This window comes from Palleronia pontilimi (genome assembly GCF_016412875.1).
GTDB classification, from domain to species: Bacteria; Pseudomonadota; Alphaproteobacteria; order Rhodobacterales; family Rhodobacteraceae; genus Palleronia; species Palleronia pontilimi.
In genome coordinates this window covers 101,740-122,663 of record NZ_JAEKPD010000013.1, presented here as the reverse complement: position 1 = coordinate 122,663, position 20,924 = coordinate 101,740, and the positions used below count along the sequence as shown (strand labels likewise).

Annotated in this window: 22 protein-coding genes; 10 read left to right on the top strand and 12 right to left on the bottom strand. The window is 68.8% G+C overall.

The features are described 5' to 3' along the window. Positions 1-97 precede the first annotated feature (97 nt). The 3 genes from ILP92_RS13170 to ILP92_RS13160 all read right to left on the bottom strand — a co-directional run bounded on the left by ILP92_RS13170 (position 98) and on the right by ILP92_RS13160 (position 1,923). A complete protein-coding gene (locus ILP92_RS13170) occupies positions 98-391 on the bottom strand; it encodes a DUF4342 domain-containing protein (protein ID WP_198916874.1) in 294 nt (97 codons plus the stop codon). Between the two features lie 164 nt (positions 392-555). Continuing rightward, on the bottom strand, positions 556-1,395 hold the full coding sequence (locus ILP92_RS13165) for a universal stress protein (protein WP_198916873.1): 840 nt from the start codon (positions 1,393-1,395) through the stop codon (positions 556-558). 63 nt (positions 1,396-1,458) lie between these two features. Next, positions 1,459-1,923 carry an Hsp20/alpha crystallin family protein gene (locus ILP92_RS13160; RefSeq protein WP_198916872.1) on the bottom strand — a complete coding sequence of 155 codons (465 nt, stop codon included), beginning with the start codon at positions 1,921-1,923 and terminating at the stop codon, positions 1,459-1,461. Between the two features lie 151 nt (positions 1,924-2,074). Here ILP92_RS13160 and ILP92_RS13155 point away from each other — a divergent pair, with 151 nt between their 5' ends. Genes ILP92_RS13155 through ILP92_RS13145 form a run of 3 tightly spaced genes read left to right on the top strand, consistent with a single transcriptional unit; the run spans position 2,075 to position 4,176 of the window. Continuing rightward, entirely contained in the window at positions 2,075-3,268 is a 1,194-nt protein-coding gene (locus ILP92_RS13155) for a DUF8173 domain-containing protein (RefSeq protein ID WP_198916871.1), read from the top strand. Between the two features lie 9 nt (positions 3,269-3,277). After that, positions 3,278-3,706: a DUF2267 domain-containing protein gene (locus ILP92_RS13150; RefSeq protein ID WP_198916870.1), complete on the top strand. Its 429-nt coding sequence runs from the start codon at positions 3,278-3,280 to the stop codon at positions 3,704-3,706. A 14-nt stretch (positions 3,707-3,720) separates the two neighbouring features. Next, positions 3,721-4,176, top strand: coding sequence for a DUF3775 domain-containing protein (locus tag ILP92_RS13145; protein ID WP_198916869.1), 456 nt, complete (start codon positions 3,721-3,723; stop codon positions 4,174-4,176). Between the two features lie 11 nt (positions 4,177-4,187). Here the strand turns inward: ILP92_RS13145 and ILP92_RS13140 are convergent, their stop codons facing one another. Continuing rightward, entirely contained in the window at positions 4,188-4,871 is a 684-nt protein-coding gene (locus ILP92_RS13140; RefSeq protein WP_198916868.1) for a helix-turn-helix domain-containing protein, read from the bottom strand. Positions 4,872-5,044: 173 nt separating this feature from the next. Here ILP92_RS13140 and ILP92_RS13135 point away from each other — a divergent pair, with 173 nt between their 5' ends. Then, positions 5,045-5,806, top strand: a complete 762-nt coding sequence (locus ILP92_RS13135; protein WP_198916867.1) for a response regulator — start codon at positions 5,045-5,047, stop codon at positions 5,804-5,806. On the opposite strand, the gene ILP92_RS13130 is transcribed toward ILP92_RS13135, so the two are convergent. The 3 genes from ILP92_RS13130 to ILP92_RS13120 all read right to left on the bottom strand — a co-directional run bounded on the left by ILP92_RS13130 (position 5,782) and on the right by ILP92_RS13120 (position 10,107). Then, positions 5,782-7,311, bottom strand: a complete 1,530-nt coding sequence (locus tag ILP92_RS13130) for a PAS domain S-box protein (RefSeq protein ID WP_198916866.1) — start codon at positions 7,309-7,311, stop codon at positions 5,782-5,784. The genes ILP92_RS13135 and ILP92_RS13130 overlap by 25 nt on opposite strands. 77 nt (positions 7,312-7,388) lie before the next feature. Beyond that, complete coding sequence (locus ILP92_RS13125; protein WP_198916865.1) at positions 7,389-8,516, bottom strand: site-2 protease family protein; 1,128 nt, start codon at positions 8,514-8,516, stop codon at positions 7,389-7,391. Beyond that, positions 8,506-10,107 (bottom strand): bifunctional aminoglycoside phosphotransferase/ATP-binding protein, encoded by a 1,602-nt coding sequence (locus ILP92_RS13120; protein ID WP_198916864.1) that lies wholly within the window; start codon positions 10,105-10,107, stop codon positions 8,506-8,508. The genes ILP92_RS13125 and ILP92_RS13120 overlap by 11 nt, the downstream gene beginning before the upstream one ends. 223 nt (positions 10,108-10,330) lie before the next feature. On the opposite strand from ILP92_RS13120, the gene ILP92_RS13115 reads away from it, so the two are divergent. Beyond that, positions 10,331-10,678, top strand: a complete 348-nt coding sequence (locus tag ILP92_RS13115) for a phasin family protein (protein ID WP_198916863.1) — start codon at positions 10,331-10,333, stop codon at positions 10,676-10,678. 30 nt (positions 10,679-10,708) lie between these two features. Here the strand turns inward: ILP92_RS13115 and ILP92_RS13110 are convergent, their stop codons facing one another. Genes ILP92_RS13110 through ILP92_RS13095 form a run of 4 tightly spaced genes read right to left on the bottom strand, consistent with a single transcriptional unit; the run spans position 10,709 to position 15,503 of the window. Next, a complete protein-coding gene (locus ILP92_RS13110; protein ID WP_198916862.1) occupies positions 10,709-11,920 on the bottom strand; it encodes an efflux RND transporter periplasmic adaptor subunit in 1,212 nt (403 codons plus the stop codon). A gap of 3 nt (positions 11,921-11,923) precedes the next feature. Continuing rightward, positions 11,924-14,290 (bottom strand): ABC transporter permease, encoded by a 2,367-nt coding sequence (locus ILP92_RS13105; protein ID WP_368667885.1) that lies wholly within the window; start codon positions 14,288-14,290, stop codon positions 11,924-11,926. Continuing rightward, a complete protein-coding gene (locus tag ILP92_RS13100) occupies positions 14,287-15,006 on the bottom strand; it encodes an ABC transporter ATP-binding protein (protein WP_198916861.1) in 720 nt (239 codons plus the stop codon). The genes ILP92_RS13105 and ILP92_RS13100 overlap by 4 nt, the downstream gene beginning before the upstream one ends. Further along, entirely contained in the window at positions 15,003-15,503 is a 501-nt protein-coding gene (locus tag ILP92_RS13095) for a flavodoxin family protein (protein ID WP_198916860.1), read from the bottom strand. Before ILP92_RS13095 ends, ILP92_RS13100 begins: the two co-directional genes overlap by 4 nt. A gap of 170 nt (positions 15,504-15,673) precedes the next feature. Between ILP92_RS13095 and ILP92_RS13090 the strand changes: the two genes are divergently transcribed. Then, positions 15,674-16,096, top strand: coding sequence for a hypothetical protein (locus ILP92_RS13090; RefSeq protein ID WP_198916859.1), 423 nt, complete (start codon positions 15,674-15,676; stop codon positions 16,094-16,096). Beyond that, positions 16,093-16,305 carry a YgaP family membrane protein gene (locus tag ILP92_RS13085; protein WP_198916858.1) on the top strand — a complete coding sequence of 71 codons (213 nt, stop codon included), beginning with the start codon at positions 16,093-16,095 and terminating at the stop codon, positions 16,303-16,305. The genes ILP92_RS13090 and ILP92_RS13085 overlap by 4 nt, the downstream gene beginning before the upstream one ends. Here ILP92_RS13085 and ILP92_RS13080 read toward each other — a convergent pair. After that, on the bottom strand, positions 16,302-16,940 hold the full coding sequence (locus ILP92_RS13080; RefSeq protein ID WP_198916857.1) for an exopolysaccharide biosynthesis protein: 639 nt from the start codon (positions 16,938-16,940) through the stop codon (positions 16,302-16,304). The two genes, ILP92_RS13085 and ILP92_RS13080, sit on opposite strands and share 4 nt — an antisense overlap. A gap of 340 nt (positions 16,941-17,280) precedes the next feature. Between ILP92_RS13080 and ILP92_RS13075 the strand changes: the two genes are divergently transcribed. From ILP92_RS13075 to ILP92_RS13065, 3 genes are read left to right on the top strand one after another with little or no spacing between them, the layout of a single operon-like run. Further along, positions 17,281-18,411 (top strand): ABC transporter permease, encoded by a 1,131-nt coding sequence (locus ILP92_RS13075; protein WP_198916856.1) that lies wholly within the window; start codon positions 17,281-17,283, stop codon positions 18,409-18,411. After that, entirely contained in the window at positions 18,411-19,205 is a 795-nt protein-coding gene (locus ILP92_RS13070) for an ABC transporter ATP-binding protein (protein WP_198916855.1), read from the top strand. The genes ILP92_RS13075 and ILP92_RS13070 overlap by 1 nt, the downstream gene beginning before the upstream one ends. Further along, on the top strand, positions 19,205-20,923 hold the full coding sequence (locus ILP92_RS13065; RefSeq protein WP_198916854.1) for an MlaD family protein: 1,719 nt from the start codon (positions 19,205-19,207) through the stop codon (positions 20,921-20,923). The genes ILP92_RS13070 and ILP92_RS13065 overlap by 1 nt, the downstream gene beginning before the upstream one ends. Position 20,924 lies beyond the last annotated feature (1 nt).

Sequence of the window (20,924 nt, the reverse complement as noted above, 5' to 3'; positions counted from 1 at the left end):
GACGTTGATCGAGATCACATCCCGCCGGTCCGGGGCGGAACGACGCGCAACGCCCGTCCACGCGGGGCGGGCAGGGATAATCCCCCGGCCCCCGGCTTCAGTCCGCGGCGTCGTCCTTTTCGCGCTCGACCTCGATCTTCACCTTGCTGACCATGGCCGCGATCGCGCCCAGAATGGCAAGCCACGGCGCGGCCAGCACCACGACGCCGCCGACCGCCAGGCCGATATTGAGCGGCGTTTCCAGGAAGACATCGCCGTCATCCGCGACGATCTTCAACCGCCGCACGCTGCCTTCCTTGGCCAATTCCTTGACCCGGTCGACAAGCTGGTTGCCCGCCACCTCGATCTCTTCGACGATTGTCTTCTTCTCGACTTTTACCTCTTCGGCCATAACACCGGTCCTTTGAACAGGGAAACATGGCCGCAGCCTAGCAACGCGGGCTGCGTCCGGAATGATGTGGATCAAGTGCGCGACCGTTCGGCAAATGCGCGCGCAAATGCCAGCCCACCCCGATCACGACACCCCGAACGCTCGGCCACGTCCGGCCACGCATCTCAGCGCGAGAACATGACCGGCATGTCGATATGTTCGAGCAACTTGCGCGTCGCCGCGCCGATCACCAGCGCGTAGGCGCGCGAATGGCCGAACGCCCCGACCGAGATCATGTCGGCGCCCTTCTCGAAGGCCGTGCGGTTCAGCGTGTCCGCCACCGACGGATCCTCCCACGTGACGTGGATCAGGGTCGTCTCGATCCCGTAGCGGGCGAAGGCCGCGGCCAGGTCGGTCGACGTCGCGTCGCGCATGGCGTCGTATTCGGTGTCGTCCACGCGCAGGATATGGGCCATGTCGCCCTCGCGCATCAGCGTCAGCGCGTCGTGCGCGGCGCGGGCGGATTCGCGCGTGGCGTTCCAGCCGATCAGGATGGACTGGCCCAGCGTGGTCCCATCGAAGCCCTGCGGCACCACGATGACGGGCCGACCCGCGTCGCGGATGACCTGCTCGACCAGGAACATCTGCGCACCGTGATCGGAATCGGCCGCCGCCGATGACATCATGACCACGTCGGCACAGCGGCCGCTTTCCACGATCCGCTCGGCGGCGGTCTGGGTCTGGCTTTTCAGAAGGCGCCATTCCGCGACGAAATCCTCGGCGTGGGTGTGGCGATCGAAGATCGCCTTCAGCGCGTCGGCCTTCTTCAGCTGCGACTCGCCATAGGTGCGATAGACGTCCTGGGGCACGTGCATGGCGATGGCGGGATAGACCATCAGCGCTTCGAGCGTGTGCAGCCCGATCAGGTGCGCCGTGTGGCGCCGGGCCAGGGCGGCGGCGGCCTTCATCAGGCTGTCGGCACCTTGTTCGTCGGTGAGGCAGGCAAGAACGGTCTTGATCGTCATGGCGTCGTCCCTTCTGTGGCGTTGGTCTTAATCGCCCGAACCGCGGCGCGGTCCGGGCCGCACTCATTTGCCTGCGATCTCGATCTTGCGGGCGACCTGCTTGGCCTCGGCGGGCTTGGCGATCTTCAGCGTCAGCACGCCGTCCTTGAACGACGCATCGACCTCGCCGTCCTTGGGCGAGAAGCCCAGCGGCACGCGGCGCCGGAAACTGCCGAAGCTGCGCTCGACATGGTGCCAGTCCTTGCCGCTTTCCTCGCGCTCGTCGCTCTTGCGACCCTTCAGGATCAGCGTGTCATCGACGATGGACACGTCCAGGTCCTCGGATTTCACGCCCGGGATCTCGGCCGTGATCTCCACCGCGTTATCGGTTTCAGCCACGTCCAGCGCGGGCATCAGCTTGTGCTCGATCCCGAACGGGTTGGCGTTGAAGCGGTCGAACATGCGGTTCAGCTCGGACTGGAAGGACTGGATCAGCGGCCAGCCGATCGGGTCGTCGGCGGTTTGGGGAAGGTTTTTCTGTTTCGACATGCAAGATTCCTCCGTCAGTCTGCGTGGGGATGCCGAAAGTGGCGCCCACAGGCCTAACGGTGATTTCGTGCCGGTGACTTGATTCCGATCAACTACCAAGAAGACCGGATCGGGCAATCCTTTCGGGCAGTTATGCCGGAGGATGACACCGATGGACGGGTTGAAGCGCACCTTGCTGGTCTGTGTCGCACTGGCGCTCGCATCCCCCTGCAGCGCCCAGTCCGGCGACCGCGAACTGGGCGGCGACATCTTCCGCTCGGGCGACACGCAGACGCCGCTGAACGCCGCGCGCGACGTGCTGGCGGCAGGGGCGACCGTGTCGCTTGACGGTGCTGTGGCCGAGGACACGCACGCCGCGGGCTTCGACGTCGACGTGGACGCGGCGACGGGCGGTGACCTGCTGGCCGTGGGCATGTCGGTCAGCGTGGGCGGCCCGGTGGGCGGCGATCTGACCGCCTCGGGGTTCAGCGTCCGCACCGCGCGGGGGGCCTCCATCGCGGGCAACGCGCGGCTGGCGGGCGCGCGCCTGACGCTGGACGGCCCGGTCGAGGGCGCCCTGGCGGCGGTGGGCGCGAAGGTGACGCTGAACGCCGCGGTCGCGGGCGACGCCCTGCTGACCGGCGAGACGCTGACCTTCGGACCCGACGCGCGGGTCGGCGGCACGCTGACCTATTCCGCGCCCGAGCAGGTCGAGATCCCGGCGCGCGTCGCCCCGGCCGATCGCATTCGCTACGAGCCCTACCAGCGCAGCGAGATGGCAGAGCGCGCCCGCCATATGTGGGAAGACCAGGACTTTCCCGGCCGACCCGATTTCCTGTCGCTTCTGGGCGGCTTCCTGGTGACGCTGGGCTTTTTCGTGGTGATCGGCGCGCTGTGCCTGACGCTGGCACCGGCAACCGTGCGCCACCTGCGCGAGCGCATCGACGCGCGGCCCGGCATGTCGCTGGTGCTGGGCACGCTGGGCCTGTCGATCCTGTTCGGTCTGGTGCCGATCAGCGCCATGACCGTCGTCGGCATCCCGCTGGTGCCCATCGTGGTGCTGGTGGTGCTGCTCGTCTGGACGCTGGGCTACATCCTGGGCACCTACGTGCTGGCCATGCGCGTGCTGCGCGGCCTGGGCGCCGATCCGCGCCCCGCCATCTGGATCAGGCTTCTGGCCCTGGTGATCGGCGTCAGCATCGCGGCGCTTCTCAACTTCATTCCCGTGCTGGGCTGGATGGTGAATTTCGCGCTGGTGCTGCTGGGCATCGGCGGCATGACGACGGCGCTGTTCGAGCGCCTGATCGGCAATCCGGGCCCCGCCCTGGATGTCGATATGCGCCCCGTTGAGGGCGACGAACGATAGGAGGACGGCATGTCGGCCCAGGAACTCGAAGTGATCGACCACACGGTGCAACTGACCCACGAATGGATCAACGAGCTGCGCGACCGGCTGGGCTGGACCAGCAGCCGCGATGCGCTGCGGCTGTTGCGCCAGACCATGACGCAGATCCGCGATCACCTGGGCCACGACGAGGTGGCGCAATTCGCCGCCCAGATGCCGCTGCTCATCCGCGGGATGTTCTACGAAGGCTGGCGGCCGTCCCACACCCCGGTTCGCGAACGCAAGGCCGAGGATTTCATCGCCGCGGTCGGCGAGCGGCTTGACGACATGCAGGACTGGCGCGGCGTCGAGGATATCGTCGCCGTCTTCCGCACGCTCGACAACCGCATCTCCGAGGGCGAGCTGCGCGACGTGAAAGCGGGCCTGCCGCGCCAGATCCGCGACTTGTGGCCCGACTGAAAGGATCGATCCGGATGGACAGCGACGAAGACACCGACACCGATACCGACACCGACACCGGGGTCGAATTGACGATCCCCTCTGGCTACCTGCGGCGGCTGATCTTCAAGATGCGCGCGGCCAGCCTGGGCGATGAGGACACGCCGCGCGACGCCCGCGACAACGCGCAGGCGGGCGGCCATCACATCACCCTGTCCGAAGAGGTCGATCCCGACGCCACGATCGAAGAGCTGGTCGAGGAAATCGACGGCATGGATCCCGACCACCAGCACGAGCTCGTCGCGCTCATGTGGATCGGGCGCGGCGATTTCGCGGCCGATGACTGGGACGAGGCGCTGGCGCTGGCCGCCGAGCGGGCGGTGACGCCCACCTCGCACTACCTGCTGGCGCATCCCACGGCCGCCGACGAAATCGCCAGCGGCCTCGAAGAGCTGGGCCACGACCACGTCCTACAGGACGGGGCCTACTAGACGGGTCGGGATCATTCGGTCGACAGTGCCGCGCGGCGCAACGCGGCCGCGTCGCGCACCCGCACGCTCTGGGGCGTGTCCAGCACGATGACGCCGTCCTTGCGCAGCTGGCTGAAGCAGCGGCTGACGGTCTCGATCGTCAATCCCAGGAAATCGGCGATGTCGGCCCGGCTCATGGGCAGCGACACGGCCAGTTGCGCGCCGAAGCCGATCCCGGTGCGCTGCGACAGCACCAGAAGGAACGACGCCACCTTTTCCATGGCGGACTTGCGCGCCAGCATCATGAAATGATCCTGCATGGCGCTGATTTCCTGCAGCGCCGCGTGCAGCAGGCGGCGGTGGGTTTCCACGTTGCCCTCGCCGCTTTCCAGCGCGCGGCGGCTGTGGGCGATGAACTCGGCGGGCGCGATGATCTCGCAATCGCTGTGGTGACGGTCGCCGTCGGGAAAGCCCACGAAGTCGCCGGGCAGACCGAACGAGATCACTTGCCGACGCCCGTTTTCCAGCACCCGCGTCAGGCGGACGACCCCGGATTTGATCTGGTAGATCATCTCCGCCTCGTCGCCTTCGTAGAACAGCGTGTGGCCCTCGGCGCAGCGCAGGGTGCGTTGAAACGCGGCCCTGCGCTTCGGGCTGCCCCGCATGGGAAGCGACGCGGCGGGGAAGGCAGGTTCGGTTGGCAGCGTGACATACATCGCGAATCTCCTGGCTAAGACCCGATCAGAGTGTGGGGGCCGCGTCTCAGGCAGAGGCGAGTCGTGGTAATGAATTGTAACAAATTGTATCAGTGCGGTGCCGAATCCCTGCGCCGATGCCATGTTCAATTTGCGAAGTTTATAAAGAATGCATTCCCGTTGGAGGCTTTAGGATGACCGCCAAGACGGTGCTGGTCGTCGATGACGATCCGAAGATCCGTTTGCTTCTCAGGCGTTGCCTCGAAAGCGACGGCTACGACGTGGCCGAGGCCGCCGGCGCCGCCGACGTGCGGGCGGCATTTCAGAACCCGCCGTTGCCCGACCTGGTGACGCTGGACCTGAACCTGGGCGCGGATGACGGGCTCGAGATCGCGCGCAGCCTGCGCCGCGACCATGACGTGCCCATCGTCATGGTCACCGGCAAGGACGACGTGATCGACAAGGTCGTGGGCCTGGAACTGGGCGCCGACGATTACCTGACCAAGCCGTTCCACATCCGCGAAGTGTTGGCGCGCATCCGCTCGGTGCTGCGCCGGGCCGACCGCGGCGGGCCGACCCACCCGGACCGGCTTGCCCTGCCGATGCAGGGGCACGGGCTGATGTGCCTCGACGGGCTGACGGTGGATCTGGACGCCATGTCGCTGATCGGGCGGGACGGGCGCGATTGCGAGCTGACCACCGCCGATTTCAAGCTCTTCGCGGCGTTCCTGGCGAACGCGAAACGCCCGCTGTCGCGCGACCGGCTGATGGACCTGATCGACGGGCCGGACTGGACGCCCTTGGACCGGACCATCGACAACCAGGTGGCGCGGTTGCGCAAGAAGATCGAGCGCGATCCCGCGCGCCCGCTGCTGATCAAGACCGTGCGGGGCGTGGGCTACATGCTCAGCCAGCAGGCCGTGCCCCAAGATCACCGCTCGGCAAGCACGTTCTGAAGGGCACGGGCCAGGTCGGCCTGGCGATAGGGCTTGCGCAGGATCTCGAACGCGGCCTCGACCCGTCCGCCGGGCAGGACCGCCTCGGAAAAGCCCGACGTGATCAGCACGCGCACCTGCGGTCGTGCCGCGGCGATCCGGCAGGCAAGGTCGTGCCCCGACAGGGTGCCGGGCATCACCAGGTCGGTGAACACCAGCGCGATGTCGTCGCGGGTCTGAAGCAGCGCCCAGGCCGCGTCGCCACTTTGCGCGGTCAGGCATTCGAAGCCCAGCGCCCTCAGCCGCGAGGTCGTCAGCCGCAACACGCGCGCATCGTCCTCGACCACCAGGACGCGCCGCCCCGCGCCGAACAGGGCATCGGCGGCATCGCTCGGCGCGGGACCGGCGGCATCCGCGCTGTCGGACGTGGCCGGGAAATACAGGCTGATCGTGGTGCCCTGGCCCGGCTCGCTGTAGATCGTCATGTGCCCGCCCGATTGCTTGACCAGACCATAGACCATCGACAGTCCCATCCCGGTGCCGCGTCCGGGCGGCTTTGTGGTGAAGAACGGCTCGATCGCGCGGATCCGGGTCTCGGGGCTCATGCCTTCGCCCGAATCGCTGACCGTCAGGCGGATGTAGCGGCCCGGCGACACCCCGATATCCTGCGCGACATAGGTGTCGTCCAGCTGGATATTCTGCGTCTCAAGGAACACGCGCCCGCCGCCCGGCATGGCGTCCTGCGCGTTCAGCACCAGGTTCAGAACGGCCGTCTGCAACTGCGTCGGGTCGGTCCGCACCAGCCACAGGTCGCGGGCGAACGCCGAGTTCAGCTCGGTCCTGGGCCCCAGCGTCCGGCGCAGCATGGAAATCGAGCCCGCGACCACGTCGTTCAGGTCGATGATCTCGTGGGCCAGGGGGCTTTTCCGGGCGAAGACCATCAGCCGCGAGGTCAGGTCCGCACCCAGCTCGGCGGCCTCCAGCGCGTCCGAGATCAGCGCGCCCGCCTTCCCGGCGGTCTTGGTTTCCTGCAGAAGCTCCAGGTTGCCGATCACGACGGTCAGCAGGTTGTTGAAATCATGGGCGATGCCGCCGGTCATTTGCCCGATCGCATCCATGCGCTGGGACCGGGCCGCCGACTCTTCGGCGACCTTGCGCTCGCTCAGATCGTGCAGGATCGCCACGAACGCCACGTCGCCCGCGATGTCGGCCCGTCCCACCGACAGGTGCAGCGGAAACACCGTGCCGTCCGCGCGCTGGCCCTCCACGTCGCGGCCGATGCCGATGATCCGGCGCTCGCCCGTGCTCAGGTAATGGTGCATGAAACCGTCATGGCGCACGGCCATGCCGGGCGGCATCAGGACGCGCACGTTCTGGCCGCGAAGATCCTCCGCGTCGCGCCCGAAAAGCTCGGCGGCCGAGCTGTTCAGCCGCAGGATCGTGCCCTGGCGATCGGACACGACGATGGCGTCGACGGCGGCATCCAGCAGCGCCAGCAACAGGGCAGGGTCTTCGGCAATGTCCATCCAGAATGATCCACGTCGGGTGCAGACCGGGCCACTATCGCCGATCGCGGCGGGCTGCGCCATCGCCGCTTGTGCGCTCAAGGCGAGACCTGGCGAAACGCGCTCAGATAAGCCATCAGGTCGGTCACCGTGATGACGCCCTGAAGCCGGGTGCCGCGGGCCACCAGGAACTTGCGCCTGCCCGTGCGGGTGATCTTCTGCAACAGCTCCAGGCCGTCCATTTCTGGTGCCACCGTGTTGTCGGGGGCAGCGCTTTCGATGACGTCGTCGACCGTCGTGTGGGCCCAGTGCTCGCGCCCGATCTTGCGCACGATCTGCAGATCGACATAGCCCAGAAGCACGCCGTGCTCGACCACCGGCACGAAGCTTGCGCCATGTTCCAGCACCACCTTTTCCACCAGCTCCGACAGCGTCCGGTCCGGCGTGGTCGTCCAGGGATGCGGCGTCATCAGGTCGGCCACCGTGCGCCCGTCCAGCGCCGCCTGCGCTTCCAGCCTGCCCAGCGTCGCGCGCGACGTGGCCAGCAGGAACAGCCCGATCAGGATCGGCCAGAGCCCCGCCGCGATGGCGCCGGAAAAGACGGTGAAAAGGCCCAGCGCCATCAGGGCGTAGGCGAACCCGGCCGAGATCCCGACGGCCCGGCGCGTGGCCCCCAGAAGATCGCCCGACCGCGCCCAGAGCCAGGCGCGCAACACCCGGCCGCCATCCATGGGAAAGGCCGGCAACAGGTTGAACAGCGCCAGCACCATGTTGATCCAGGCCAGGTAGCCCAGGACCAGCTGTACGGTGGGCCACCCGCCGCCCAGCGCCACGACCTGCGCGCTGAACCAGAAGGCCAGCGCCAGCGCCAGGCTGGCGATAGGACCGGCGATGGCGATCCAGAATTCCGAGGCGCCGCTCGTCGGCTCAGATCGCAGCTCGGCGATGCCGCCGAAGACGAACAGGGTGATCCCGGAAATGCGCAGCCCGAAATGCTCGGCCACGGTGGCATGGGCCATCTCGTGCAGGATCAGCGACGCGAAGAGCCCCAGCATCGCCACGGTGGCGACGACGATCAGCGTCGCGGGTGCTGCCCCGGGCATCTGCGCCGGGAAATAGGCGGTCGACAGGCTCCAGACGATCAGCGCCGCGATCAGCAGCCAACTGGCGTCGATCCGGATGTCGAAGCCGCGCAAGCGGGCGATCCTGATCCCGCTACCCCACATGGGCCGCCCCCTGGTCTGTGGGCAGGCCGCCCAGCCGCGGCGCCAGCAGCAGCGAGATCTCGTCGACGACGGCATCCAGCGGCAGGCGCGTGTCGATCCGGTGCCACGAAATCGGGCCTGGATCGGCTTCGGCCTGCCTGCGCACCAGCTCCGCATCCGCGTCCGACGCATCGGGCGGGCGGGCCGCGATCCGGTCCAGCCGCGTCTGCGTGCCCGCGTCAAGCCAGATCCCCACGAAGGCGCACCCGGCCGAGCGCGCCACGCCTTCGGCGTCGTGGCGGGCATCGGGGGTGGCGTGCATGGCGTCCAGGATCACCGAATGGCCCTGGGCCAGCACCTGTCCCGCGCGCATGCGCAAGGTGTCGTAGGTGCGGCCGGTGATGTCGGCCGCGTAGCCCTCGGGGCCGAGCGGCTTCAGGATGGGCCGGTGCAACAGCGCCTTGCGCAGGATGTCGCTGCGGATGTGGATCGCACCCGGCGCCGCACCGATCCGGTCTGCCAGGGCCGCGGCGATGGTGGTCTTTCCGGTGCCCGAAAGGCCGCCGAAGGCCACCAGGATCGGGTCGGGCGGATCCAGATAGCCCAGCGCGTGGCCCAGGTGGCCGCGCGCCTCGCGCCGCAGGGTGGCACCGCCTTCCGCCAGCGCGGCGGTCTGCACCTCGACCATGGCGCGGATCGCGGCGCGCACGGACAGGTACAGGGGAAGCAGCGACAGGCCCGCGCCGGACAGGTCCGGGGCCGCATCCATCAGATACGCGTTCAGGACGCGGTTCGCGGCGTGGCCGAGGCCGCGATGATCCAGGTCCATCAGCAGGAACGCCAGGTCGTAAAGGGTGTCGCAGGTGCCAAGGCGCTCGTCGAATTCCAGCGCGTCGAACGGCGTCGGGACATCGTCGATCAGGACGAGATTGCGCAGGTGCAGATCGCCGTGGCAGCGCCGGACGCTGCCCTGCCGTGTCCGCTCGCGCAGAACCGCCCGCTGGTCCGCGCAGGCCCGGCGCGCGCGCGCCACCCAGTCCAGCGCACCCGGACCCAGCGCGTCGCCCATTTCGGCGAAGACGCGCCCGAGCTCGTCCAGGATGTCGCGCATCAGCCCCACCGCGTCCAGCGAGATCACGGGCGCCGCCGCGTGGTAGCGGGCGACCGCGCGGCCCATGTCGTTGGCCAGCGCGTCGTCGATGCCGCGCGCGGCCGCGATCCGCGACAGCTCGGCCTCGGCCGGGAAGCGCGCCATGCGCAACACCCATTCCACCGCGCGCCCGCCGCCGTTCAGCGCCAAGGTGCCGTCGCGCGACCGGGTCACCGGCACCACGTCGCGATAGATCGACGGCGCGGCGCGGCGGTTCAGCGCCAGCTCGCGCATCAGCAGCGTCCGGCGCTTTTCCACGGTCGAGAGGTCCATGTAATCGTATTCGACCGCCCGCTTCATCTTCAGCGCGACATCCCCGATCAGGAAGACCATCGCGCCATGGGTGTCGATGCGCCGGGCCTCCGCCCCAAGTCCCGCGCCCCCCTGAAGAAAGCGCACCACATCCGCCTGCGCGTCATCGGGCGGCGAATCGCGGGAAGGTCTGTCCTGTGTTCGGTCCATCGTATCGGCCTGCTTGCGGGTCCGGCCCAATCAGACGGCAGGTCCGCTTCGAAAGCATTGAGGCAAATCAATCGCCGATCGGGCGTCCTGCGCTTTCGTCCGGGGTGTTCGGCGCCAGGCTTCCGCGACGGGCTTGATGTCGATCAACTGCGCCCGCGCCCTGCGCCCTAGCATCGCCGCGGACGTGCAGGCCAACCAGAAAAGCAACCCAAGGGAGATCAAGATGCCACGCAAGACCGCGGACACCGACACCACGCAACAGACCTTCGACCCGCTCGCCGCCTTCAATCCGCTGTCCGCGACGGGCTGGATGAACACCAAGTGGTTCGAAAACGTCGCCGACCTGGGCAGCGAGCTGACCAATTTCGTCGCCGAGCGCATCAAGGAAGACGTGAAGACCCAGCATGAAATGCTGCATTGCAAGACGATGCACGACCTTCGGCACGTGCAATCCGAGTTCCTGCAGCGCGCCATCGACGACTACCAGGTCGAGACCGGCAAGCTGATCGACATGACCGGCAAGATGGCCGCCCAGATGGGCCGCAAGGACAAGGATCGCAGCGACGCCTGATCCGCTTTGCGGCCGCGCGACGGACGGCGGCTATCGCTCGACCACCGGGCTGCCGTCTTCCAGCTCGTCCGAGGGATGCGTGACGACGCGTGTCCCTTCGGCAAGCCCGTCCAGCACCTGAACGACCTGCGCGGCACTGCGTCCCATCGTGACGGGGCGCAGCCGCGCGACGCCGTTCTCGACCACGAAGGTGGCCCAGCCGTCGCCCTGCCGGAAGGTCGCGCTCAGCGGCACCTGCAGCGTCGAATCGGCCTGCCATTCCACGATCCGCAGGAAGACCGAGAACCCGTCGCCCAGCCGCGGGCGTGCCGCCAGCGGCGAGGTCAGATCGAAGATCGCGTCGACCCGCTGCTCTTCGATGCCGAGCGCCGAGATATCGGTCCGCGCCTTCGGCTCGATCCTTCGCAGCCGCGCCTCCAACGGCATCGCACCGCCCCAGCGCTCCACATGGGCCAGCGCCCCGGGGTCCAGCCGCACGGCATCGGTGGACAGAAGATCGGCCACGATTTCCAGGTCCTGCGGGTCGCCGATGGTCGCCAGCCGCGCGCCCATGGCGACGGGACGGGCGCTGATCACGTCGATATCCAGCACCACGCCATCGACCGGGGCGCGCAGGGCGACGCAACAGGCGCCGACGGACGCGTCCGGGGATCCGGGCTCGACCAGGGCGGCGCGGGCGCGGCTCAGGCTGCCGCGCGCCATGTCGATGCGGGCCTGCGCGGCTTCGACGCTGGCCGTCGCCACCGCCAGCCGTTCGGCCGCGTCCTCCAGCCGGGTCAGACTGCTGACGCCCCGCTCGACCAACGCCTGGGCGCGGTCGTATTCGGACTGGGCGCGGGCGCGCTCTTCTTCGGTGCGGCGCAGGTCGGTTTCGGCCACGTGCAGCGACGCCTCGGCCTCGGACACCTGGGCCTCGGCCTGCATCCGGGTGCGGGCGTCCAGCAGACCGGGCACGACGGGCTCGACCACCGCGACCACGGTCTCGCCGCCGGTCACCGCGTCGCCCACCGCCACGGGCGAGCGTCGCGCCACCCCCGCGATGGGGGCCGCGATCTCGTAAAGGTCGCGGACCCGCGTCTTGCCGTCCGCGTCGATCGTCACCTGCATCGGTCCGCGCGTGACCGTGCTCAGGTCCACGGGCACCGGGTCAGGCCGGAAGGTAACCCACAGCAGCGCGGCCACCGCGGCCAGGCCCAGCAGGGACACGATGACGGATCGCAGGTTCAGTCCCTTGGCGCGCATGGCTCACTCCCTTGTCTTCATGACGGCCACTAGGTCCAGCCGGTCCAGCCTGCGCCGCACCACCAGCACCGCGGCCAGCGTGGCGCCCAGCACGATCAGGCTGGCGAAGCTGAAGGTGGCCGGTTTCAGGACCAGCGGCAGGTTGTAAAGATCGCTGGAAAACGCGCGCACCATCAGCCCGGTGAAGACGCGGCCCAAAAGCCAGCCCAAGGGCTGCGCCAGCACGGCCAGCAGCATCAGCTCGCCCACCAGGATATACGACACCTGCCAGCGGCTGAAGCCCAGGATGCGCAGGCTGGCCAGCTCGCGCGCCCGCTCGGACAGCTGGATCCGGGCGCTGTTGTAGCCGACGCCGACCGAGATCAGCACGGCGATGGTGATATAGACCGTCAGCATGATCGTGACGTTCTGGCGGATCGTCTCCTGGAACGAGCGGCGGGTGTGGGTCATCATCACCGTGCCCGCGATTCCGGGGGTGTCCTTGATGGCGGCGTGCAGGGCATCGTGCCGGGCGCCGTCCAGCGTGATGTTGGCGACCGAGACACGGGGCGCCTGCCGCAGCAGCCGGTTGAACCCCTCCAGGTCCACATAGGCGCCCAGTCCGAAATATTGCGGCACGATGCCCGCGACCTCGAACGTGTAGGTGCCCTGGTTGCCGCCCAGCAGCTCGGCCGTGATCGTCTGCCCGGGCCGCACGTCGAGCTGGCCCGCCACCCGCTCGGACAGAAGGATCCCGCCCGGCGGCGCGTCGCGCGCGCCGCCATCCGCCGCCACGATCCGGCTCAGATCCGCGCCCGGAAGGCGCGCCTCGATCGCCACCTGCTTTTCGTGGTGCCCGCGGCGCAGCACGGCGGCGGCGATCTGCTGGCCCTCGACCTGGCGCACGCCGGGCAGGTGGGCCACGTCCTGCAGCGCCGACAGCGGCGCGTCGCTCTGGAAGATCAGCATCGCGTGCTGGCGGTTGGACTGGTAGAAGGCGCTGTCGACGACGAAATCCAGCGCATCGGTCATGAAGGACGCGGTCATCACCGACGCCACCGCCAGCGCCAGTCCCAGCGCCGTCAGCGCGCTGCGGACCGGCCAGCGGACCAGGCTGCGCAGGATCATCACCGTGGGCTGGGTCAGGTTGGCCCGGTCCATGGCCCGGTCGAAGGCACTTTGCGTGAATTTCGGCGGCGCGGGCGGCTGCATGGCGATGGCGGGCGCCAGCCGGGCCGCGCGCAACGCGCTTTGGGTGGCCCCCAGCGTGGTCGCCGCCAGCGCCAGCACGGCGGACAGCCCATAGACCCAGGGCGCGATGCGGAAGATCACGAAGGGGAAGTCGAAGAAATTGGCGTAGAGATGCGCAAGCCCCCGCGCCAGCCACGTGCCCGCCACCCAGCCCGTCGCGATGCCCACCAGCGCGATCAGCCCCGCCAGCAACAGGTAATGCAGGCAGACCGCGCCGTTGCCGTATCCCAGCGCCTTCAACAGCCCGATCTGGGCCCGCTCCAACGTCACGATCCGGCCCATGACCATGGCCACCAGGAAGGCCGAGATGCCGAAGAAGACCGGCGGCAGGATCATCGCCATGCTGCGCAACTGCCTGATCTCGGCGTCGATGAAGGCGTTGGACAGCTGCTTGTCGCGCCCGTAGGCGCCGAAGCCGCCATAGGGGTCCAGCAGGTCGTCCAGCGCGTCGATCACCGGCTCGGCCTTGGTGGACGCATCGATCTTCAGCGCCAGGTCGTTGAACGCACCGCCCATGTCGAACGCGGCCTCGGCCCCCGCGCGGCGCATCCACAGGATGCCGAACCCCTCGTTGTCGGGCATCAGCGCGCCGGGCCCCAGCGTGTAAATGAACTCGGGCGACAGCAGCGTGCCGGTGATGGTCAGCGTGCGCTTGCGCCCGTTCAGGTTGGCCAGGATCGTGTCGCCGGGCCGGTAGCCGTTGGCGTCGGCGAAGGGCTCGTTCACGGCGATCTCGGACGGGGTGTCGGGCAGCCGCCCCGAGCGCAGAAGCGGCAGGTTCAGCCGCGGCTCGGCGTGATCGGGCAGCGACAGCACCCGGCCGACGGCGGCCTCGACCCGGCCGGGCAGGTCCAGCACCACGTCGCCGGTGACGCGCCCCTCGACGGCCTGGACACCCGGGATCGCCGCGATTTCGGCCAGCAGGGCCAGCGGTGCGCGGCGCGCTTCCACGAAGACATCGGCGAAGCGGTTGCGCTGGTAGTAGGCCGCGCGCGTCTCGTCCAGCGCGCGGTACATCCCGAACGACGTGAGCAGGATCGCCACGCCGCAGGCCAGCACCAGCGCGATCGCCAGCACCTGCGCCCAAAGCCGCCGGAAATCCCGCAACAGCTTGCGGTCCAGGGCGTGCAGGCCGCTCACCACGAGATCTCCGACGGAGCGATGCGGTGGTCGTTGCGCTCGACCCGCGAGATGCGGCCATCCTGGAAATAGATCACCCGGTGCGCCATGCGGCGGATCTCGGCGTTGTGGGTGATGACGACCGTGGTCGTGCCGAACCGGTCGTTGATCTGGCGCAGCGCTTCGAGCACCTGGATCCCGGTCTGGCTGTCCAGCGCGCCGGTGGGCTCGTCGCACAGAAGGATCTCGGGGCGTTTCGCGATGGCCCGCGCGATGGCGACGCGCTGCTGCTCGCCGCCCGACATCTCGGATGGGAAATGGTCCATGCGCGCGTGCAGCCCCACCAGCGCCAGCGCCTCGTCCGCGGGCATCGGATCGCGCGCCACGTCGGTGACCAGCTGCACGTTCTCGCGCGCGGTCAGGCTGGGCACCAGGTTGTAGAACTGGAACACGAAGCCCACGTGGTCGCGCCGGTACCGTGTCAGGCCCCGGTCGCCCAGGTCCGTCAGTTCCAGATCGCGAAACCACACCCGCCCGTCGGTGACATGGTCGAGCCCGCCCAGGATATTCAGCAGCGTGGACTTGCCGCTGCCAGACGGGCCCAGCAGCACGGCCAGCTCGCCGGTGAACAGCTCCAGGTCGACGCCGTCCAGCGCGCGCACCTCGACCGCGCCGGTGGCATAGACCTTGGTGATCCCCTCGGTGCGGAACACCGGCAGATCGGCGCTGTCCTTCATGGCGGCTTGCCCAGTCCCGCCAGCAGGCTTTCGCAATAGCCGGCCACGCGCGATCGGATCTCGCCCGTGTCGGTGCCGTTGGGCACGTTCACGGCCGCATCGACCTTGTAGCCCAGGATATCCTCGACCACCTTGCGCGCCTTGGCCTGCGGTCCGTCGCCGCCGCTGGTGGTGAACAGCCCGACCGTGCCGGGCAGCGTCGGATCCTGCGCCAGGTACGCGCGCAGCGGCGTCGCGGGGTTGCCGATCCAGACCGGAGTGCCAAGCGACACGGTGACGTATCCCGCCATGTCCCGCAGCGGCTTGATCGCGGGCAGCCGTCCGACCAGGCTGTCGAACCCGGCCAGCAGGTAGCTGAACGGCTGGTCGCCGTAGCGGTCGGTGGCGATGCGGAACAGGTCCGCGTCCAGCCCGTCGGCGATCTGGCTGGCAAGCGCATGGGTATGGTCGTCGCGCGAGTAGAAGACGACGGCATGCTGGCGGGGCGGTGACGACATGGGATCCTCGGCAATGGCGGGTCGGAACGCCGGGGAAGTGTCCGGTAGGACCGCGCCCAAGGGGTTGATCGGGATCAATTTGCGACAGCGCCGGTGCCCTAGGGTGAGCGGAACGCCAACCTGCCCAGAGACGAGGATCTGCCTTGCAACCAGACCTGATTGAACCCCGATTGTTCCAGACCAGCGCCGAGCTGCGCCGCGCAATGCGCCGCCGTGCCGTCGACCGTCCATGTCCCGGTCGGGGACCGACAGACCGGGCGGGCCCGCGCGACGGACCCCTGCCGGTGGTGTTGGCGGGGGCCTTGCACGTCGCGCCGTCCATCGGTTGCCGCCCGGCCGTCACGCTCTACTGCCTGGACTTCGAACCGCCCTATCACGTCGCGGCACCCCCCCGCGTGGACCTGCCCGCCATGGCGCAGCAGCTTGCCGGGCTGGATCTGCGCGTGTTGTGGCTGACGCGCGCGGCCTGCGAGGATCTTCTGGCCCGCTTCGCCGAGTTCCGCGGCCTGATCTTTCGCGCCACCTCGGCGCATCTCGTGGCCCTTCGCGGGGCCGCGACCCCGGCACTGCAATGGAAAGGACCACTCCAATGATCGAGAATGTCGGAAAAATCGACCGCGGCTTGCGGATCTTGCTGGGGCTCGTGCTGCTCGCGATCCCGGCTCTGGGACTGTTCGGGGTCAGCGGCGCCAGCGCCCTCGGGATCGTGTCGCTGATCGTGGCCATCGTGCTGCTGGTCACCGGCGTGTTCGGCTTCTGCCCGCTCTACCGACTGCTGGGCATGTCCACGCGGGAAGGCTAGGGCGTGCCGAGGCCCGTGGCCAGCATCCCGGCCAGCAGGTCGCCCAAGGCGAAGACCGTGACGAAGATCCCGACCGACACGGCCAGCCCCAGCCCGACCACGAAGCCGTCGCGCTGGATCAATCCCCAGGACAGGCACACCAGCGCCAGCGCGGGCGCCATGTTCAGGAAGGGCACCGGCAGGAACAGCAGGAATGACAGCATGATGCTGACCAGTCCGACCAGCCGTTCAAGGTTCGCCAGCGCGGGCAAGCGATCGCCGGTCAGCCGTTCGGCCCGTTCGAGCGGACCGGCGACACGACGCGCCAGAAGGTCGATCAGCCGGTCGGGCAGCCTGACCCGGCGCGCGCGGGGGGGCAGATCGCCTCGCTCGCCGTAGAATGCCAGGTGCAGCGACACCAGGATCAGCGGAACCCCCAGCACGGCCCCGAAACTGGGGATCGGCAGGGGAAGCGCCTCGGGCAGCGCCATCAGCAGGATCGCCACCCCGTGAACCCGCGCGCCCGCGGCATCCAGCGCGTCGCCGAGCGTCACCGTCTCGCCATCGGCCCGGCGGCTGTCGAGGTCGCGGATCAGGGCCGCGAAGCCGCCCGCGTCGGGCTGTTCCGATTGTTCGGGTTGCGGCGATCCGGTCATCACGCGCCCGGTCTCGGGCCGCGCGCGCCGTCCCGCAAGTTCAGCGAACCCCGGTCGGCGGGCTTGTGCGTCGCGGTCATCCGGCGTCTCCTTCTGTCCGGCCTCACGGCCGGAAATGGCCTGCGCCCGGGGTGCCAAGATCCGCTCCGGCGTCGGCACCTCTGGCCCCAAGATGCTGCTGTAACTGCCGAAATCGCGCGCACGGCGCATGTGGCGGTTCTGCACATCCCTCGGGCTGCAAATCGGCCGACCGGGCGGTCATCCTTGAGGATAGGACCAAAGTCGTGGATGGTCCAACCGATCCCCGGCGCAATTTCGCCACCCAGATCGCGTGAGTTTGATGCCCAAGTCCATTAACGGTTCCGTCCAGCTGTCCGTGGCAGACGCGCGGCTGACGCTGACGGGTCGGCTGGACATCGGCGTGGTGGGCCGCCTGGATCCCCATGCGATCCTCGCGCAAGGGCAGGGGCAGGGCGTGTCGGTCCTGGACATCGCGGGCCTGTCGCAGATCGACACGGCCGGGGCGTGGTTCCTGCTCGACCTCGAGCGGCGCATCGCCACGCGCGGCGGGAGCATCGCCATCGAAGGGGCCAGCGCCGTGCAGGCGCAGCTGATCGAGCGGGTGCGCGCGAACCTGGCGCCGGACGACATCCCGCCGCCGCCCCGCAAGTCGCCGGTCGACCACCTGGAAGAGTTCGGGCGCAAAACGGCCAGCGCGGGCCGCAAATCGGTCGAGCTGATCTCGTTCCTGGGCCAGACGGTCGCCACCATCGCGGGGATCGTGGTGCACCCGAAGCGCTTGCGCCTGACATCGCTGGTGCATCACTGCCAGGAGGTCGGCCTGAACGCCGTGCCCATCGTCGCACTGATGGCTTTCCTGATCGGCGTGGTGCTGGCGTTCCAGGGCTCGGCCCAGCTGCGCCAGTTCGGGGCCGAGGTCTTCGTGGTGGACCTGATCGCCATCTCGATCCTGCGCGAGCTGGGCATCCTGCTGACCGCCATCATCGTGGCGGGCCGGTCCGGCTCGGCCTTCACCGCCGCCATCGGATCCATGAAGATGCGCGAGGAAATCGACGCCATGCGCACGCTGGGACTGGACCCGGTGACGATCCTGGTGGTGCCGCGGGTGCTGGCGCTGATGATCATGCTGCCCGCGCTGGGCCTGATCGCGGACGTGTCGGGCCTGGTCGGCGGGGCGCTCATGTCGTGGATCGAGCTGGGCGTCTCGCCCGCCGTCTTCCAGTCGCGCCTGGTCAGCAACACCGACGTGTGGCATTTCGGCGTCGGCATGATCAAGGCGCCGTTCTTCGCGCTCATCATCGGCATCATCGGCTGCTACGAAGGCATGATGGTGGGGGGAGACGCGGAATCGCTGGGGCGCATGACCTCGACATCGGTGGTCTTGTCGATTTTCATGGTCATCGTGATGGATGCACTGTTTTCCATATTCTTCGCCGTGGTGGGCGTCTGATGGCGGCGGCGGACCAAGATCGCATCATCCGGGTGCGCGGCCTCGTGACCCGCTTCGGCAGCCACGTGGTCCATGACGGGCTGGATCTCGACGTGAGACGGGGCGAGATCATCGGCGTCGTCGGCGGTTCGGGCACCGGCAAGTCGGTCCTGCTGCGCGCCATCGTGGGCCTTCTGAAACCCGCCGAGGGCCGGATCGAGGTCTTCGGCCAAAGCGTGCGCGACACCTCCGACGCCGAGTATCGCGCCCTGCGCCGCCGCTGGGGCGTGATGTTCCAGGACGGCGCGCTGTTTTCGTCCCTGACCGTGCGCCAGAATGTCGAAGCCCCCATGCGCGAGCAGCTCCAGCTTGCGCCCGACCTGCGCGAAACGCTGGCGGCGATCAAGGTGCGCATGGTCGGCCTGCCGGAAAACGCCCAAGACAAGTATCCGTCCGAGCTGTCGGGCGGGATGCGCAAGCGCGCGGGATTCGCGCGGGCCATCGCGCTCGACCCCGAAATCGTCTTCCTGGACGAGCCGACGGCGGGCCTGGACCCGATCGGGGCCGCCGCCTTCGATATCCTGATCAAGCAGCTGCAGAATGCGCTGGGCCTGACGGTCTTTCTGGTGACGCACGATCTGGACAGCCTGCACGCCATCTGCGACCGGGTCGCGGTGCTGGCGGACCGCCGCGTGCTGGCGGTGGGCACCATGGCCGACATGCTGGAGGTCGATCACCCCTGGGTGCGCGAATATTTCCACGGCCCCCGCGCCCGCGCGGCCCTGGCCTCGTCGGTCACCGAAGGGGCCGCGTGATGGAGACGCGCGCCAATTTCATCCTGATCGGCCTTTTCACGCTGGCCGCGATCCTGGGGACGCTGGGCTTCTTCATCTGGCTCGCCAGTGTCCAGATCGACCGGCAATACAGCTACTACGCGATCCTGTTCGACGATGTCTCGGGGCTCGATCCGTCGGGCGACGTGCTCTTCAACGGCATCGCGGTGGGGCAGGTGATCGGGCTGGAAATCTACGACGACGATCCGTCCAAGGTTTACACCACCATCCAGATCGACGCGGCGACCCCGGTGCGCGAGAACACGATCGCGCGGCTGCAATCCCAGGGCGTGACGGGGGTGGCCTATATCTCGCTGTCGGGCGGCAACAACGGCGCCGCGCCGATCGAAGCCGAGGATGACGAACTGCCCATCATCCCCTCGCGGCGCTCGTCCGTGCAGACCCTGGTCGAAGACGCGCCGGGCCTCGTGGTCGAAGCGGGGCGCCTGATCGGTCAGATGCAAGAGCTGACCGGACCCGAGAACCAGGCGCTGGTCGTCAACATCCTCAGCAATCTCGACGCGGCGTCGGGCCAGCTTGACCGGGCGCTCAGCGATTTCTCGTCCGTCACCGGCTCGGTCAGCGACGCCACCGCCGAGATCGCGCGCTTCACCGAGCGGCTGGACAGCATCGGCACCGCGATCGAAACGACGATGGCGCGCGCCGACAGCGCCCTGGCCGCGACCCAGCAGACCTTCGAGACGGCAGACACCGCGCTGGCCGCGTCGGTGCCCGCGATCGAGCGGATCGAAGGCACGTTCGGCCAGACCGAGATCCTGCTGCGCGACCAGATCCCGGCGATCCTGTCCGACATCAACGACGTCGTGGCCCGCACCGGCGACGCCATCGCCGATCTGCAGGACCGCTCGGGCCGGACCATCGACCGCTACGGCGAATCCGCGGCCCTTCTGAACCTGCGCCTGGCCGAGCTCGAGCGCACGCTCCTGGGCGCCAACACCGCGTTCGAGGCGGTGACCGAGGCCTCCGACAGCTTCGATATCCTGGTGGATGGTGACGGCACGCTGCTGATCGCCGAGGCGCGCGATTTCCTGGCCGACGCCAAGGCCGCGGTCGCCACGATCGAAACCGTGGTGCTGGAAGACGTGCCGCCGGTGGTGGCCGATATCCGCCGCGCCGTGGCCTCGGCATCGGGTGCCGTGGACCGGATCGCGCAGGATCTGACCGGGCTGACCGGCCGTCTCGATCCCATGGCGGGCGCGGCCGAGGACGCGCTGACCTCGGCCAACGCGCTGTTCGACCGGGCGCAGACCAGCCTGGACCAGCTCGACACCACGCTGCAGGGGGCTGATGGCGCGTTGGCCTCGGCCGAAGGCGCCTTCGACGCGGCGACCGGCGTGCTCGAGACGGATATCAGCCCCGTTCTGGGCGATATCCGCACCGCGTCCGAGCGGATCAGCGTCGCGGTCGAGGACGTGACCCGCGACGTGCCCGCCATCGCGCGCGACCTGCGGGCGCTGATCGCGCGGGCCGACGCGGTGGTGGTGCAGGTGCAGGGCGCCGTGGCCGCCAGCGCGCCGGGCGTCGCCGATTTCGCCCGCACCGGCCTGCCCGAACTGACCCGCCTGGGCGCCGAGGCGCGCGGCCTCGTCACGTCGCTTGACCGGCTGGTGCGGCGCATCGAACGCAACCCCACGCGCTTCCTGCTGGAAGACGACCGCGTGCCCGAATACCGGAGATGAC